Below are 14171 nucleotides of genomic sequence, written 5' to 3'. Positions count from 1 at the left end.
CGTCCGAGCCACTTGCCTCCGGCCCCTGAACTCCAGGCCCCTCGCGCCCGGCCTCTGGCGCCGGGCTCCTGGCGCTACGAGCCACTGGCGTCCGAGCCACTGGCGTCCGAGCCACTTGCCTCCGGCCCCTGAACTCCAGGCCCCTCGCGCCCGGCCTCTGGCGCCGGGCTCCTGGCGCTACGAGCCACTGGCGTCCGAGCCCGGCCTAGGGCCTGGTCCCCGTGGTGAGTACGTGGCCGCTGATGCCCAGCAGTGAGGGTACGGACTCGGTCCGGCGCGTCGCCGCCAGGACCAGCGCCCGGCGCTCCGGATCCTCCAGCCAGGATGCGACGTCGCCCATCAGCCAGGCGGCGCCTTCGAGGCCGTACTGAGCGTGCGGTGTCAGGCCGGCGTCCGCGAACTCGGTGGGGACGTCGACGGGCTCGTGGAAGTAGGCCGTGGTGAACAGGGACTTCGGCCCACCGGTCGGGCGCATCCGGCCGTCGCCGACGGCGGCGTCGATCTGCGGCCGGTGCCCGGCGTCGAAGTAGAGCCCCGTGCTCAGGTTGTCGTGGAGCGGTGCGTACCGGTTGATCGTGGCGGCGACCACGAGACCTCCGGACCGCACCACCCGGCGCGCCTCGGCGAGCGCCCGTACCCGGTCCGGGCGCTCGGGAAGGTGGTAGAGCGGGCCGAGGAGCAGCGCGACGTCCACGGACGCGTCCGGTGCGTCCAGGGCACGGGCGTCGCCGGGGCGTGCCCGCACGCCGGGCAGCCGGGCCGCTCGCTCGACGTGCAGCGGTACCGGGTCGAGGAGTTCCACGTCGTGGCCGTCGGCGGCGAGCCACTCCGCGTGGACGCCGCTGCCGCCGCCCACGTCGAGGATCCGGGCCGCAGTGGGCGGCAGGAGCCTGCGCAGGACGTCCTGGGTACGCCAGAACTCCAGCCGCCCGGCGCCGGTGCGCAGCCGGGCGTCCTCCTGGTCGCGTCCGTAGTACTCGGCGATCTCCTCGGCCAGCGAGGGTGCCGCGGTGTCCTCGGTGTCCATGGCCGGAACCCTCGCGCACCCCGCTCCGCCCGGGCAAGCGATTTCTCCGCCCGCGGGGACCGTCTCGGTTGGCCGGGGCGGGGAGCCGGGGTTAGCGTGCCGGGAGAGCGCGCCGTGCGGCGCGGCAGGCCCGCCCCGGCCGGAAGGAACCCCTGATGAAGTTCGACAAGCCGGTGACCGGCGGACCGTGCTGGACCGAGCTCGGGACCAGCGATCTGGAGGGGGCCAAGCGGTTCTACACCGAGTTGTTCGGCTGGCGGCCGGAGACCGACCCGCGTCAGGAGGCGGGCGGGTACACGGTGGCGCACCTGGGGGACGCGGCGGTCGCCGCGCTGACCCCGCTGTACCAGGAGTCCCAGCCGGTGGCGTGGAACGTCTCCTTCGCGGTGACCGACGCGGACGCGGCGGTACGGCGGGTGGAGGAGGCCGGCGGGAGGGTGATCCTCGGCCCGATGGACGTGTTCGACGTCGGCCGGTTCGCGGTGGCCCTCGACCCGACCGGGGCGGCGTTCCAGCTGTGGCAGGCGCGGGCCTTCCCCGGCGCCGGGCTGTTCAACGCGCCCGGCACCCTCGGCTGGGTGGAGCTGGCGACCCGGGACACCGAGCGGGCCCGGGACTTCTACACCACGGTGTTCGGCTGGAGCGTCAACGCCTCGGAGTGGTACACGCAGTGGGGCATCGACGGCGACGACTTCGGCGGCATGGCCGACATGGGCGACCGGTTCCCGCCCGGGGTGCCGCCGCACTGGCTGCCGTACTTCGCGGTGGACGACGTGGACGCGACGGCCGAGGTCGCGCAGCGGGCGGGCGGGGTCGTCCTCCTGGCTCCCGTGTCGGTGCCCGACGGCCCGCGCATCGCGGTACTGGGGGATCCGCAGGGCGCGGCGTTCGGAGTGCACCAGGCCGGCGAGGAGGGCTGAGGCCCTGCGCTCGTCCTCGCTGTGCCTGTGCCGTCGCCGGCGGCAACTTCGTCGACACCGCGAACAACCACCCGGACGGCAGCGCGGAGCGGATCCCCGGCGAACTGCTCGCCGGCCGCCGGAACCGCTTCGTTCTGGCGAGCAAGCACGCACGACGGGACCCGGCTCCGCCGGAAACCGCCGCAAGAACCTGGTCCGGTCAGTCGGGGAGAGCGCGCGCCGGCTGCGCACCAACCGTCTCGACCGACCTCGCCGACCGCCGGTCGACGCACCGCCGTACGGCGCACGAGGTTCTCTGACGCCCCCTGCCCTACGTCCGCAGCGCCCCCATCCGGCCCTCCAGGCGGCCGAGCAACTCGGCAAGCAGAATGGCGAGTTCGCCCTGCCCCTCGGGAGCCAGCACGCTCAATACGGCTGTTTCATAGGTGAGTTGCTCCGGGAGGATGCCGTCGACCAGGTCACGTCCCGTGTGGGTGAGGCGGACGTGGGCGACGCGGCGGTCGCGGGTGTCGCCGCGTCGCTCGACCAGTCCGCGTTCGGTGAGCTGCTTGAGCCGCTTGGTGACGGCGGCCCCCGAGGAGAAGGTCTCGCGGGCCAGCTCCCCAGGGGTCAGCTCGTGACCGGTGCGGCGCAGTGCGCCCAGCAGGTCGAACTCGGGACGGCTGAGCCCGGCCCGGCGCAGCGGCGCGTCCTCGGCCTGCTGGAGCAGCGCGGCACACCGGTTGATCCGGCCGATGACCTCCATGGGCCCGGTGTCCAGCTCGGGGTGAACGGCCCGCCACTGCCGCACGACGGCGGCGACGGTGTCATGGCGAGCGGCAGGGTCGGTGCCGGGGGCGTTCCCGGTCGCGGTCGCCCGTCTACCGGGGTGGACGGCGCGGCCGGCGTCGACGTCGGTGTCGGTGTCCACGGGACCACGGCCGCCCCTCCGGCCCGTGTCGGCCGTGTCGTCCGCCGGCGCGTGTCCGCCGTTCGTCGCCGTCATGGCCGTAGGTCCTCCGTCGTCCTGCCCGGGTCCTGGACCGGATCCTGGTTCCGGTGCCGCGGCACGAATCCCTGACGTCGTACCGTCGCCGCGAGCGTACGGTGTCCGGACTGCTCGGCGAGCACGACCCGCTCCTCGGGCAGGGCGCGCTGCCACCACTCGCCGGACGCGGCGTCGGCCGTGGCGCGCAGGTCGGCGAGGGCGGCGGCGAGGCTGCGGCGGGCCGACTCCAGGGTGCGGGGTGCCGGGTGCGGCTCGGCCAGCAGCCGGGCGACGTTCTCGCGGGCGCGTTCCGCCGTGGTCAGCGCGTGTTCGAGGCGGTCGCCCGCGCGCCGGTTGGTGACGGCGACGGCCGCGACGAAGCCGACCAGCGCGCCGACCAGGGTGTCCGCGACCCGCTCGGTGATCAGCTCGGCCGGGTTCTGGGCGCGGGCGAACTCGGTGATGAGCAGGGCCATCGGGGTCACGCAGACAGTGCCGAGCCAGTAGTTGCGGGCGATCAGCGCTTCGGCACCGAAGTTGAAGGCGAGGCAGCACAGCACCAGCGCCACCGCGTGGAGGTGAGCGAGCGGGGCGACGACGGCGAACACGAGGACGCCGACCACGTTGCCCACGACGCGCTGGATGCCCCGGCTCCAGGTGAGGGTGACGTTGGCCTGGTAGAGGGAGGCGGCGGTGACCAGCGCCCAGTAGGGACGACCGACCCCGAGCGCGAGGGAGGCGTAACCGGCGAGCGCGCAGCCGATCGCGGTGCGCACGGCGATCGGGGCGAGGGGAGCCAGGCGATGCCTCAACGGCCGTCGTGGGAGGGAGAGTTCGGCGTCGACGCCGAGGAGTTCGTCGGCGGACTCGCGCGGGGACGCGACGCGCGGTATCCGCCCGGTGCCGCGCAGCTCGCGGGCCCAGGCGCGCAGCCGTGCGGGGTCGGTGTCGGCGGGGGCGGCGAGGGCGACCTCGGCGCGGACGAGGAGCCGTTCCAGGGCGCGCCGGGTGCGGTCGGGTCGGGCGCCGGCCGCGAGCAGCGACTGCCAGGCGGCGTGGATCGCGGCGGCGCTCGCGGCACGGGCCCGGGGGCGCCCGTCGGTGGTGCCGCGCGTGTCGGCGTAGGCGGCGGCCGCGTTCAGGGCCCGGGCGGTGGCGCGGCGCTCGGGGCCGTGCGGGCGGAGCAGCCCGGGTGCCATGCCGACCAGCCAGGCCCAGGCGCCGGCCGCCAGGGCCAGCCCGACGTGTCCGGGCACCTGGCCGAGGGTCTGGGGCGCGAACAGCGAGGCGGAGCTGATGAAGGTCAGAACCACGTTCCCGGGCGGTCCGAGCCGGGTCACGTCGCTCACGGCCTTCTGGACGGCGGCCATGACGGCGCCGACGGTGACGAGGACGACGGCGTTGCTCGTGAGCGACGCGGCCAGCAGCGAGACCGCGAGGCCGCCGACCATGCCCAGCACCACCCACGCCAGGACGCGGCCGCGGGCGGCGTAGGGCCGGTTGTGGCCGTAGAGCGCGCACAGGGACCCGGCCATCGTGTACATCGCGAGGTCGAGGCGGCCGAGCGCCAGCAGGATCAGATTGGGCGGTGCGACTGCGGCGACCACGCTCACCGCGGGCTTGAACCAGATGTCGGAGGGCCGCCCGAGGCGGAGCACTCCGGCCAGGGGAAGTCGATGGAGGGTCGCACTGCTCATACCAGTAAATTAGCATGTGTTTTACTCGTAAAATTCCCTGTCGTCCTCATCCCCCAGGGAGCCCGCTCACCTGCCGTGCTCCGCCGAATGCTCCCCGTGTACACCCTTGCGCTCGCGTGCGCTCCGCACGGTGTGGGCATCGCATCCCTCGACAGACCGTCGAACGGGGAGGTACGCGTGCACGGACCGGTACCGGCAGCGTGGCTGCTGGTCGCCCTGTGCGCGGCGACCGGCGCCTACTGCCTGCTGCGGATGCGCAGCCGTGTCGAGGAGCAGCGCAGCTCCGCGGGCGGCGAGGCGCTGATGGGCTTCGGCATGGCCGCGATGGCCGTACCGGCGGCCGCGTTCTCGCCGCCGAGGTGGGCGTGGCCGGTGTACGCCGCCGTGTTCGGCGCGGCGGCGCTGCGCGCGCTGTGGGCCGCGCGCGCCGCCCCGCATCACCTGCACCACCTGGTGGGCGCGTCCGCGATGGTCTACATGTCGCTGGCCATGGCCGCGGCCCCACCCGGCGCCCACCATGCGCACGGCGGCTCGGGGGTGCCGCTGCTGACCAGCGTGCTGCTGCTGTACTTCGCGGGTTACGTGCTGCTCGCCGGCGCCCGTCTGGTGCCGGCCGTCGTGGCTGGGGCCGGGGCCGGCGGCGGCCCGGTCGGCTGGGGCGACCGGCCGGAGCTGGCGCGGGCCTGCCGGCTGTCGATGGGGATCGGCATGGTGGCGATGCTGCTGGCCGTGTGAGCCGGGTCCGTGCGGGTGCGTTGCCTGCGTCACGCCGGCGGCGCGCACCGTACCCGTGAGCGGCCTCGCGCTCATAGGGGGCTGACCATGATGGTCCCCGTGGCCCTGCTGCTGCTCGGCGCCCTCACCGCCGTCGTCTCCCCGCGACTGCTCGCGTACGGCCGGCCCGTGGGCGGCGCCCATCGCCGCGCCGCTCGCCACGGACGGCCTGTGGAGCCTGGCGATGCCGCTGCGCGAGGTCGGACAGGCCCGGGCCCGAGAGCGTACCCGGCGCGCCGAACTCCTCGTGCGGGCCCCGCTGTTGCCGGGCGAGGAACCGGCGGACGGCCGGCTGGTGGTGCTGGAGGGCGGGCGTCCCGACGCCTGGTGGCCACCCGGTACGGCACCCCGCATGGTCATCACGACGGCCGCGCTGCGCCGTCTGCGAGGGCGTCAACCGGACGCGCTGATCGCCCATGAGCGGGGCCACGCGCAGGCCCGGCACGACTGGCTGCTGCACTGCTCAGCGGCGCTAGCGAGCGAGTTCCCGCGGGTGCCGGTCTTCGCCGCGCTCCGCGACGAGATGCACCGGCTGGGCGGGCCGGCCGCCGACGACATGGTCTCCCGGTGCTTCGGCCGGCCGACGACCGCGCCGGCGTTGATCGAACTCAACGAGGAGCGGAGCGTGTTCGGGCCCTGTCCCACCTTTCAGGCCCATGTGCCGGAGCGTGTGCACCGGTTGCTCACTCCCCCAAGACCGTTTCCGGGCCGGCCGGATGGTGGCTGTCGGCCTCCCGATCCACAAGGATCACGGCATGCCCCGCAGCCCCAGCCCGAGCCCCACCGCACCTCCCCGGCCTCGCCCTCCGACCCTCCGCGCCGCGGCCCTCCTCGGCGCCGCCGTCGGTGTGTGCTGCGCTCTGCTGAGGGCCCTCGTCGTGGTCCGCTGGCACCCTCTGCTCACCGTGGACGGCGACGTCTCCCGCGCGACCCACCACTGGGCGGTCCACGACCACGCTCTCACGCACGCCTTCCGGGTGCTGACCGACTGGGTCTGGGACCCGCTGACGATGCGTCTGGTGAGCGCGGCCGCCGCGGTGTGGCTGGTGTGGCGGCACGCCGCCTGGTGGACGGCGCTGTGGCTGGCGGTCACCGTGGGCCTGGCGGCGGTCGTGCAGCAGTCGGTGAAGAGCTCCGTCGACCGGCCCCGCCCGATGTGGCCGGACCCCGTCGACTCCGCCGGGTACGCGGCCTTCCCGTCCGGTCACGCCATGACGGCCACGGTGGTGTGCGGCCTGCTGCTGTGGCTGCTGCACCGCTTCGGCGCGGACCGCGTCGGGTGGCGTACGGCCGTGGCGGCCGCCGTGGTCTCGGTGGTGGGCGTGGGCGTGACCCGCGTGTGGCTGGGCGTCCACTGGCCCTCGGACGTGCTGGGCGGCTGGCTGTTCGGGGCGTTGGTGGTGGCCCTGGCCGTGATCGTGTACGAGTGGCCGCGGCCCGGTCACGCCGACACCTCTGTGCACCGGCCCCGATAGGGTCAGGTGCATGACTGCAGTGCTCTTCGACTTCTCCGGAACGCTGTTCCGCATCGAGTCCAGCGAGTCATGGCTGCGTGCGGTGCTGGCCGAGACGGGGCACACCCTGCCCGAACCCGAACTGAAGGCGACCGCACGGGCCTTGGAGACGGCCGGCGCACTGCCGGGCGGAGCGAATCCGGTGCGGCTGCCGGCGCACCTGGCCGATGTCTGGGCGGTGCGGGACGAGAGCGCGGAGCTGCACCGGGCCGCCTACACGGGCCTGTCCCGGCGGGTGCCGCTGCCCGACCCCGGCCTGCACGACGCGCTGTACGAACGGCACAAGACCCCGGCCGCCTGGGCCCCGTATCCGGACGCCCACGAGGTGCTGCGCACGCTGCGCGAGCGCGCGATCGGCGTGGGCGTGGTCAGCAACATCGGCTGGGATCTGCGCCCGGTGTTCCGCGAGCACGGGCTCGACCGCTATGTGGACGTGTACGTCCTGTCGTACGAGCACGGCGTGCAGAAGCCGGACCCGCGGCTGTTCTCGGTCGCCTGTGCGGCGCTGGGCGCCGATCCGCGGCACGTGGTGATGGTGGGCGACAGCAAGGAGGCGGACGGTGGCGCGGCCGCGCTCGGCTGCCGGGTGCACTTCGTCGACCACCTGCCGGTGACGGACCGGCCCGACGCGCTGCTGCCCGTGCTGGACCTGGTGAGCTGAGGCCCCCGGCGCTGATACCCGGCCGCTGCCCGTGCTCGACCCGCTGGGCCGGCCGAGGCCCGGCGCCCGCCGGCCGCGCGGCGGTCAGCCCTGGTAGTCCTCGACCTGGGTGGCGGGGCGCACGCGCGCCTCGTCCGGGTTCTCGCCGAACTCGGCCTTGGCGCGGCGCTGCCGCAACAGGTCCCAGCACTGGTCGAGTTCGCGCTCCAGCTGCCCCAGCCGCTGTTGCTCGACAGAGCTGTCGATCCGACCCGAGGCCAGCTCCGCGCGGAGTCTGCGCTCGTCCTCGACCATCTCCGTGATCCTGCTCAGGATCCGCTGGTCCTGATCCATGACGACCCGCCTCCTCGCCTCGGCACCGCTGCCCACTCTAGGCAGGGGAGCGGCCGCCCTGCGACACCGATCGATGCACGGGCCGGCACGGCCGAGCGCGACGCGGAAATGTGCTCGCTGCCACGCCGTCCGCCTGAGACGATCCCCCGCGTCGCCCCAGACGGACGGCAGCCCTGGACAGGGCACACGCATGGCGGTGCCCACTGCGGTGAGTATAGTTGGCTGGCAGCCAGTCAACGCAGGAGTTACAGGATGTCCCCGCGCAGCGCCTCGGTCAATGAAGAGTTGCGGCGGCGTTCCCGGGAGCGGCTGTTGCAGGCCGCCGTGGAGCTGGTCGACGAGCACGGCTTCGAGGCCACCACCCTGGGCGACATCGCGGACCGTGCCGGTTCGGCGCGCGGACTGGTGTCGTACTACTTCCCCGGCAAGCGCCAGCTGGTGCAGTCCGCCGTGCACCGGCTGATGCATCGCACGCTGGAGGAGGCGCTGGAGCGGGAGCCGCACACCGAGGACGGCCGGGAGCGCCTCGCCCGGGCCATCGACGCGATCCTGGGCCTGGCCCGCGACCGGCCGGTGCTGATGCGGCAGCACATGGCGGGGCTGCTGCAGGCGGAGGGCTTCGTACAGTGCCCGGAGCAGCGCCGGCTGTCGGAACTGCTCGGCGACACCGTCGCCCGGTACGGCTCCCAGGATGTCGCCGCCGACTATCCGATGCTGCGGGCCCTGTTGATGGGCGCGGTGTACGCCGCGCTGGTGCCGGGGGTGCCGATGCCCGTTCCCGCGCTGCGGGCCGCACTGTTCCGGCGGTACGGGCTCGACTGGGAGTCCGGGGTGCCGCCGGAGAGCGAGCAGGGCAGTCAGGCCCGGGAGCAGGACCTGTCCCGGTTCTTCGCGACGGAGGAGCGGCCGAGCAGCCCCTGAGGGACGCGTGTGCCGCTACGGCGACGACCCGCTCAGTCGCGGCGCGCGTGGCGGGGTGTCAGGAAGCCCGCGTCCCGTGCCTGGGCGATCAGTCTGAGGGAGCGGCGGCGGCTGTGTCCGGTCGCGCTCATCACGGCGAGCACCGGGTCACACCCCTCCTCCTGTGCGGCTCGGTACTCCTGGGCCACCAGCCGACGGCCCTCGATGCCGCGCGGCCAGACCGGCCGGGCGCGCCGCGGACCCTCACAGAGCGCGCTGTCCTCCTCGCCGTACTCCGCCACGCCGGTCTCGGCCTCGACCTCGACTTCGTCGTCGGCTTCCGGCTCGTACCGCCCCTCCGGGTCCTCGCCGCCGTCGCCCTCGTACGACCGCTGCACCCCGCACGACTCGAACAGCGGCCCCTCGATCCAGTCCGCGAGCACCGTCAGGTCGGCGAGGGACAGGGCCGGCTGGGCCCTGACGTCCTCGATGGACACGCGGCCGTCCCGTACGACGGCCAGGGCGTCGACCTGAGCACCGTCCGGGAAGACCAGTCCCACATGGAACCAGGACGTGGCCTCGCCGTTCTCCCGCACCTTCCACGCGGGCCGCACGGACACCACGCCGTCCTTCGCGTCCCGCTCGGAGAGATCAAGAAAGGATGCTTCCAGCACGCACGCAACGTAGCCGCATGATTACATTCGATACGAAGGACACGCTTCGCAGTCACCCCGCCGGCCCCTGCCGTCATGGGCCGGAGGGTGCCATGCTGGAGCCGTCCGCACACCACCTCCTTCGGCCGAGGAGCATCGCTGTGCTGCGTGTCGCCGTCGTCGGTTCGGGGCCGAGCGGGTGTTACACCGCCCAGACCCTGGTTCAGCAGGATCCAGAGGTGTCCGTGGACGTCCTGGACCGGCTGCCGTGCCCGTACGGCCTGGTCCGGTACGGCGTCGCCCCGGACCACGAGAAGATCAAGTCCCTGCAGGGCAGCCTGAGGACGGTGCTGGAGCACGAGCGGGTGCGGTTCCTCGGCGGGGTCCGGGTGGGCGGTCCCGGCGGACTGCCGGTGGAGCGGCTGCGGGAGCTGTACCACGCCGTGGTGTACTGCGTGGGCGCCGCCGCCGACCGCCGGCTCGGGATTCCGGGCGAGGAGCTGCCGGGCAGCTGGTCGGCGACCGACTTCGTGGCCTGGTACAGCGCGCATCCGGACGCGGCCGACGCGGGCTTTCTGCGCGGAGTGCGGTCGGCCGTCGTCATCGGCGTGGGCAATGTGGCGGTGGACGTCACGCGGATGCTGGTCCGGGGTGCCGCGGAGCTGCGCCCGACGGACATGCCGCAGGCGGCGCTGGACACGCTGACGGCGAGCGGGATCACCGAGGTGCACATGGTGGGCCGGCGCGGCCCCTCGCAGGCCCGCTTCACCACCAAGGAGCTGCGCGAGCTGGGCGCGCTGCACGGCACCGCAGTCGGCGTCGATCCGGCCGACCTTGCGCTGGATCCGGCGGACCCCGCCGCCCTGTCCGCCGTACAGCGCCGCAATCTGGAGGTGCTGCGCGGCTGGTCCGCAGGCCCCCCGGCCGAAGCCGCCCGCCGCATCGGCCTGCGGTTCTTCCTGCGCCCCGTGGAATTCCTCGCGGACGCCGGCCGGGTGGGCGCGGTGCGCTTCGAGCGGACGGCACCGGACGGACGGGGCGGGGTGACGGGCACCGGCCGGTTCGTGGACGTGCCCGCCCAGTTGGTGCTGCGCTCGGTGGGCTATCGCGGGGTGCCGCCGGACGGGCTGCCGTTCGACGCGCCGAGCGGCACGGTGCCGAACGCGGCAGGGCGTGTCGTACGCGAGGGTGCCACCTCCCCGGGCGAGTACGTCGCCGGGTGGATCAAGCGGGGTCCGACGGGTGTCATCGGCACCAACCGGCCCTGCGCCAAGGAGACCGTGACCTCCTTGCTCGCGGACGCTCCGGCGCTGTTGCGCCGGCAGGTGCCCGAGGATCCGGTGTCTGCGCTGCGGGCGGCCGGGATCGATCCCGTGCCGTGGGCGGGGTGGCTGGCGATCGAGCGGGCCGAGGCCGAGCTGGGCGCGCGACTCGGGCGGGGCGTGGTCAAGCTGGCCGAGTGGGACGCGCTGCTCACGGCGGCCCGGTCGACATAGGCCTGATGGCCGGGGATTCCGGTGGAGTCCGGGATTCCGCACCGGCCGGGCGGGCATGACACACAGCGGCAACAGACCGGAAATCAACAAACTGTTCAAGAAGTCTACGGTCTCGTCCTGTTCGGATGTCGCTTCCCCACCCGCCCACTGCTGGAGTCCCCATGGCCACCACCGCAGCCGCCCACCCAGTCGACGAGATACCACCGGCACGGCAGTTGGCGGCCTTCGGGCTGCAGCACGTGCTCGCGATGTACGCGGGTGCTGTCGCCGTGCCGCTGATCGTGGGCGGCGCCATGAAGCTGTCGCCCGCCGACCTGGCGTATCTGATCACCGCCGACCTGCTGGTGTGCGGGATCGCCACGCTGATCCAGTGCGTCGGTTTCTGGCGGTTCGGCGTCCGGCTGCCGATCATGCAGGGCTGTACGTTCGCGGCAGTGTCGCCGATGGTGCTCATCGGGACGACGGGCGGCGGACTGCCCGCGATCTACGGCTCGGTGATCGTCGCGGGTCTGGCGATCATGCTGCTCGCGCCGGTCTTCGGCCGGCTGTTGCGCTTCTTCCCGCCGCTGGTGACCGGCACGGTGATCCTGATCATCGGCGTCTCGTTGCTGCCGGTCGCGGGCAACTGGGCGGCGGGCGGCGCCGGTGCGAAGGACTTCGGGGAGCCGAAGAACCTGGCGCTGGCGGCCTTCGTGCTGGCGGTGGTGCTGGCCGTGCAGCGGTTCGCGCCGCCCGCCCTCGGCCGGATCGCCGTCCTGATCGGGATCGCGGTGGGCCTGGCGGCCGCGGTGCCGTTCGGGTTCACCGACTTCAGCGGGGTCTCCGGCGCCGACTGGGTGGGCATCAGCACGCCGTTCCACTTCGGGGTGCCGCAGTTCAAGGCGTCCGCGATCGTGTCCATGCTGGTGGTCGCCCTTGTCACCATGACCGAGACGACCGGTGACCTGATCGCCGTGGGCGAGCTGACCGGGCGGAAGGTCGAGCCGCGCTCGCTCGCCGACGGGCTGCGCGCGGACGGTCTGTCGACGGTGCTGGGCGGAGTGTTCAACACCTTCCCGTACACGGCGTACGCGCAGAACGTGGGCCTCGTGGGGATGACCCGGGTGCGCAGCCGCTGGGTGGTGGCGGCGGCCGGCGGGATCCTGGTGCTGCTCGGTCTGCTGCCCAAGCTGGGCGCGGTGGTCGCGGCGATCCCGGCGCCGGTGCTGGGCGGCGCCGGACTGGTCATGTTCGGCACGGTCGCGGCGAGCGGGCTGCGGACGCTGGCCCGGGTCGACTTCAAGGGCAACCACAATCTGACCGTGGTGGCCGTGTCGGTGGCGATCGGCATGCTGCCGGTGGGTGTGCCGACGGTCTACGAGAAGTTCCCGGACTGGTTCCAGACGGTGATGAACAGCGGGATCAGTGCGGGCTGTCTGTCCGCGATCGCGCTGAACCTGCTCTTCAACCACCTTCCGGGGAAGGCGGGCTCAGGCGCGGTCGCCGAGGCGGACGGACTGCCGGTCCGCGGCGGCGAGGAGACTGTCCAGCAGTCCCGGGAAGAGACCGTCTAGGTCGTCCCTGCGCAGCGCGTTCATCTTCGCCGTGCCGCGGTAGATCTGCCGGATGACCCCGCTCTCTCGCAGCACCCGGAAGTGGTGCGTGGTGGTGGACTTGGTCACCGGCAGTTCGAACTGCGAGCAGGTCAACTCCGCTTCCCGGGCGGCGAGTTCACGCACGATCTGCAGCCGCATCGGGTCGGAGAGCGCGTGCAGCACGGCCTCCAGGCGGATCTCCTCCCGTTCCGGGTGCGGCAGCGCGCGGCCGGCGGTGGCGGTGTCGGTCACGGCGGGCTGCCCTTCGTCGCGGAAATCCTCGGCTCTGAGCATTGTACGAGAGGCGTCGTAGTTTGACATCTCTCGTAGTACGAGGGGTATCGTACGAGCCGACCAGCGGTCCGGTGACGAACGGAGTCTGTCGTGAGCGCGCTCTTCGAGCCCATCACCCTGCGCGAAGTGACCATCCCGAACCGGGTGTGGATGCCCCCGATGTGCCAGTACTCGGCCGAGCCGGAGGGCCCGCTCGCGGGCGCCCCGCACGACTGGCACTTCGCGCACTACGCGGCGCGCGCCACGGGTGGCACCGGCCTGATCATCGTGGAGGCCACCGCGGTCTCGCCGGAGGGCCGGATCTCCCCCTACGACCTAGGCCTGTGGAACGACACACAGGTGGGGGCCTTCCGCCGGATCACCCGGTTCCTCACCGCCCACGGCACGGTGCCGGGGGTCCAGCTCGCGCACGGCGGCCGCAAGGCGTCCACCGACCAGCCCTGGAAGGGCGGCGCTCCGCTCGGACCGGAGGCGCGCGGCTGGCAGCCGGTCGCCCCGAGCGCGGTGGCCTTCGACGAGCACCACCCCGTGCCCACCGAGTTGACCGTGGACCAGATCCATGAGGTCGTCGGCCAGTTCGCCGCAGCGGCCCGCCGGGCGCTCGCCGCCGGCTTCGAGGTCGCCGAGATCCACGGCGCCCACGGCTACCTGATCAACGAGTTCCTGTCCCCGCACTCCAACCACCGCACCGACGCCTACGGCGGCTCGTACGAGAACCGCACCCGGTTCGCCCTCGAGGTCGTGGACGCCGTCCGGGAGGTGTGGCCCGAGGACAAGCCGGTGTTCTTCCGCATCTCGGCCACCGACTGGCTCCAGGACGGCGGCTGGACCACGCAGGACACGGTCCGCTTCGCCCGCGACCTGCACGCCCACGGCGTCGACCTGCTCGACGTCTCCACCGGCGGCAACGCCTCCGGCGTGACCATTCCGGCCGGGCCCGGCTACCAGGTGCCGTTCGCCGCCCGGGTGAAGGCCGAGACCCCTCTGCGTGTCGCCGCCGTGGGCCTGATCACCGAGTCCGGGCAGGCCGAGAAGATCGTGACGAACGACGAGGCCGACGCGGTCCTGCTGGGCCGCGAGCTGCTGCGCAACCCGTCCTGGGCCCGGCACGCGGCCCGCGAGCTTGGCGGCGAGACCCGGGTGCCGGACCAGTACCACCGGTCGGTCTGACCCCGGCCGCCCGCGACCACCGGCCGGTCTGAGCGCAGGAGCCGCCACCACCGACCGGTCCGGCCACGGCCACCCACCACCACCGGCCGGTCTCAGCGCCGCCGCTCGCGACCACCGGCCGGTCTCAGCGCGGCCACCCGCGACCACCAGCCGGTCTCAGCGCAGGAGCCGCCACCACCAGCCGGTCCGAC

General features: G+C 73.5%; 14 protein-coding genes and 1 pseudogene. 9 read left to right on the top strand and 6 right to left on the bottom strand.

Annotated elements, in window-relative coordinates; genetic code table 11:
• Nucleotides 1-205: 205 nt before the first annotated feature.
• Nucleotides 206-1027: a class I SAM-dependent methyltransferase gene (locus tag AB0M27_RS25910; RefSeq protein WP_365724543.1), complete on the bottom strand. Its 822-nt coding sequence runs from the start codon at nucleotides 1025-1027 to the stop codon at nucleotides 206-208.
• Between the two features lie 155 nt (nucleotides 1028-1182).
• Between AB0M27_RS25910 and AB0M27_RS25905 the strand changes: the two genes are divergently transcribed.
• Complete coding sequence (locus tag AB0M27_RS25905; protein WP_365724541.1) at nucleotides 1183-1947, top strand: VOC family protein; 765 nt, start codon at nucleotides 1183-1185, stop codon at nucleotides 1945-1947.
• 310 nt (nucleotides 1948-2257) lie between these two features.
• Here AB0M27_RS25905 and AB0M27_RS25900 read toward each other — a convergent pair whose 3' ends face one another.
• Nucleotides 2258-2932 (bottom strand): MarR family transcriptional regulator, encoded by a 675-nt coding sequence (locus AB0M27_RS25900; protein ID WP_365724532.1) that lies wholly within the window; start codon nucleotides 2930-2932, stop codon nucleotides 2258-2260.
• On the bottom strand, nucleotides 2929-4611 hold the full coding sequence (locus tag AB0M27_RS25895) for an FUSC family protein (protein ID WP_365724530.1): 1683 nt from the start codon (nucleotides 4609-4611) through the stop codon (nucleotides 2929-2931). The genes AB0M27_RS25900 and AB0M27_RS25895 overlap by 4 nt, the downstream gene beginning before the upstream one ends.
• Before the next feature lie 177 nt (nucleotides 4612-4788).
• Here AB0M27_RS25895 and AB0M27_RS25890 point away from each other — a divergent pair, with 177 nt between their 5' ends.
• From AB0M27_RS25890 to AB0M27_RS25875, 4 genes and pseudogenes are all read left to right on the top strand, one after another.
• Nucleotides 4789-5346, top strand: a complete 558-nt coding sequence (locus tag AB0M27_RS25890) for a DUF5134 domain-containing protein (protein WP_365724528.1) — start codon at nucleotides 4789-4791, stop codon at nucleotides 5344-5346.
• An 87-nt stretch (nucleotides 5347-5433) separates the two neighbouring features.
• Nucleotides 5434-6079: pseudogene (locus AB0M27_RS25885) on the top strand (M56 family metallopeptidase); the annotation flags it as partial.
• 61 nt (nucleotides 6080-6140) lie between these two features.
• Nucleotides 6141-6860, top strand: coding sequence for a phosphatase PAP2 family protein (locus AB0M27_RS25880; RefSeq protein WP_365724571.1), 720 nt, complete (start codon nucleotides 6141-6143; stop codon nucleotides 6858-6860).
• A 10-nt stretch (nucleotides 6861-6870) separates the two neighbouring features.
• Nucleotides 6871-7560, top strand: coding sequence for an HAD-IA family hydrolase (locus tag AB0M27_RS25875; protein WP_365724526.1), 690 nt, complete (start codon nucleotides 6871-6873; stop codon nucleotides 7558-7560).
• 84 nt (nucleotides 7561-7644) lie between these two features.
• On the opposite strand, the gene AB0M27_RS25870 is transcribed toward AB0M27_RS25875, so the two are convergent.
• On the bottom strand, nucleotides 7645-7893 hold the full coding sequence (locus tag AB0M27_RS25870; RefSeq protein ID WP_365724524.1) for a DUF2630 family protein: 249 nt from the start codon (nucleotides 7891-7893) through the stop codon (nucleotides 7645-7647).
• Between the two features lie 252 nt (nucleotides 7894-8145).
• On the opposite strand from AB0M27_RS25870, the gene AB0M27_RS25865 reads away from it, so the two are divergent.
• Nucleotides 8146-8814, top strand: coding sequence for a helix-turn-helix domain-containing protein (locus AB0M27_RS25865; RefSeq protein WP_365724522.1), 669 nt, complete (start codon nucleotides 8146-8148; stop codon nucleotides 8812-8814).
• Nucleotides 8815-8846: 32 nt separating this feature from the next.
• Here the strand turns inward: AB0M27_RS25865 and AB0M27_RS25860 are convergent, their stop codons facing one another.
• Nucleotides 8847-9413 (bottom strand): DUF6214 family protein, encoded by a 567-nt coding sequence (locus tag AB0M27_RS25860; RefSeq protein ID WP_365724569.1) that lies wholly within the window; start codon nucleotides 9411-9413, stop codon nucleotides 8847-8849.
• 194 nt (nucleotides 9414-9607) lie between these two features.
• Here AB0M27_RS25860 and AB0M27_RS25855 point away from each other — a divergent pair, with 194 nt between their 5' ends.
• The gene (locus tag AB0M27_RS25855) at nucleotides 9608-10942 is read left to right on the top strand and encodes an FAD-dependent oxidoreductase (RefSeq protein ID WP_365724521.1); all 1335 of its coding nucleotides are present in this window, start codon (nucleotides 9608-9610) and stop codon (nucleotides 10940-10942) included.
• A gap of 161 nt (nucleotides 10943-11103) precedes the next feature.
• A complete protein-coding gene (locus tag AB0M27_RS25850) occupies nucleotides 11104-12495 on the top strand; it encodes a nucleobase:cation symporter-2 family protein (protein WP_365724519.1) in 1392 nt (463 codons plus the stop codon).
• Here the strand turns inward: AB0M27_RS25850 and AB0M27_RS25845 are convergent.
• Nucleotides 12412-12768: a helix-turn-helix domain-containing protein gene (locus AB0M27_RS25845; protein WP_365724517.1), complete on the bottom strand. Its 357-nt coding sequence runs from the start codon at nucleotides 12766-12768 to the stop codon at nucleotides 12412-12414. The genes AB0M27_RS25850 and AB0M27_RS25845 overlap by 84 nt on opposite strands.
• A 132-nt stretch (nucleotides 12769-12900) precedes the next feature.
• On the opposite strand from AB0M27_RS25845, the gene AB0M27_RS25840 reads away from it, so the two are divergent.
• A complete protein-coding gene (locus tag AB0M27_RS25840) occupies nucleotides 12901-13980 on the top strand; it encodes an NADH:flavin oxidoreductase/NADH oxidase (protein WP_365724515.1) in 1080 nt (359 codons plus the stop codon).
• The last annotated feature ends 191 nt before the right edge of the window (nucleotides 13981-14171 follow it).

Origin of the sequence: Streptomyces sp. NPDC052107 (assembly GCF_040680215.1) — a bacterium.
GTDB lineage: Bacteria > Actinomycetota > Actinomycetes > Streptomycetales > Streptomycetaceae > Streptomyces.
The sequence above is the reverse complement of the archived record's forward strand: the minus strand, read 5'-3'. Positions and strand labels throughout refer to the sequence as shown.

Excerpts from the sequence above, each read along its gene's own strand:
- AB0M27_RS25910 (WP_365724543.1), bottom strand. The coding sequence starts at position 1,027 with ATGGACACCGAGGACACCGCGGCACCCTCGCTGGCCGAGGAGATCGCC.
- AB0M27_RS25905 (WP_365724541.1), top strand. The coding sequence starts at position 1,183 with ATGAAGTTCGACAAGCCGGTGACCGGCGGACCGTGCTGGACCGAGCTC.
- AB0M27_RS25900 (WP_365724532.1), bottom strand. The coding sequence starts at position 2,932 with ATGACGGCGACGAACGGCGGACACGCGCCGGCGGACGACACGGCCGAC.
- AB0M27_RS25895 (WP_365724530.1), bottom strand. The coding sequence starts at position 4,611 with ATGAGCAGTGCGACCCTCCATCGACTTCCCCTGGCCGGAGTGCTCCGC.
- AB0M27_RS25880 (WP_365724571.1), top strand. The coding sequence starts at position 6,141 with ATGCCCCGCAGCCCCAGCCCGAGCCCCACCGCACCTCCCCGGCCTCGC.
- AB0M27_RS25875 (WP_365724526.1), top strand. The coding sequence starts at position 6,871 with ATGACTGCAGTGCTCTTCGACTTCTCCGGAACGCTGTTCCGCATCGAG.
- AB0M27_RS25870 (WP_365724524.1), bottom strand. The coding sequence starts at position 7,893 with ATGGATCAGGACCAGCGGATCCTGAGCAGGATCACGGAGATGGTCGAG.
- AB0M27_RS25865 (WP_365724522.1), top strand. The coding sequence starts at position 8,146 with ATGTCCCCGCGCAGCGCCTCGGTCAATGAAGAGTTGCGGCGGCGTTCC.
- AB0M27_RS25850 (WP_365724519.1), top strand. The coding sequence starts at position 11,104 with ATGGCCACCACCGCAGCCGCCCACCCAGTCGACGAGATACCACCGGCA.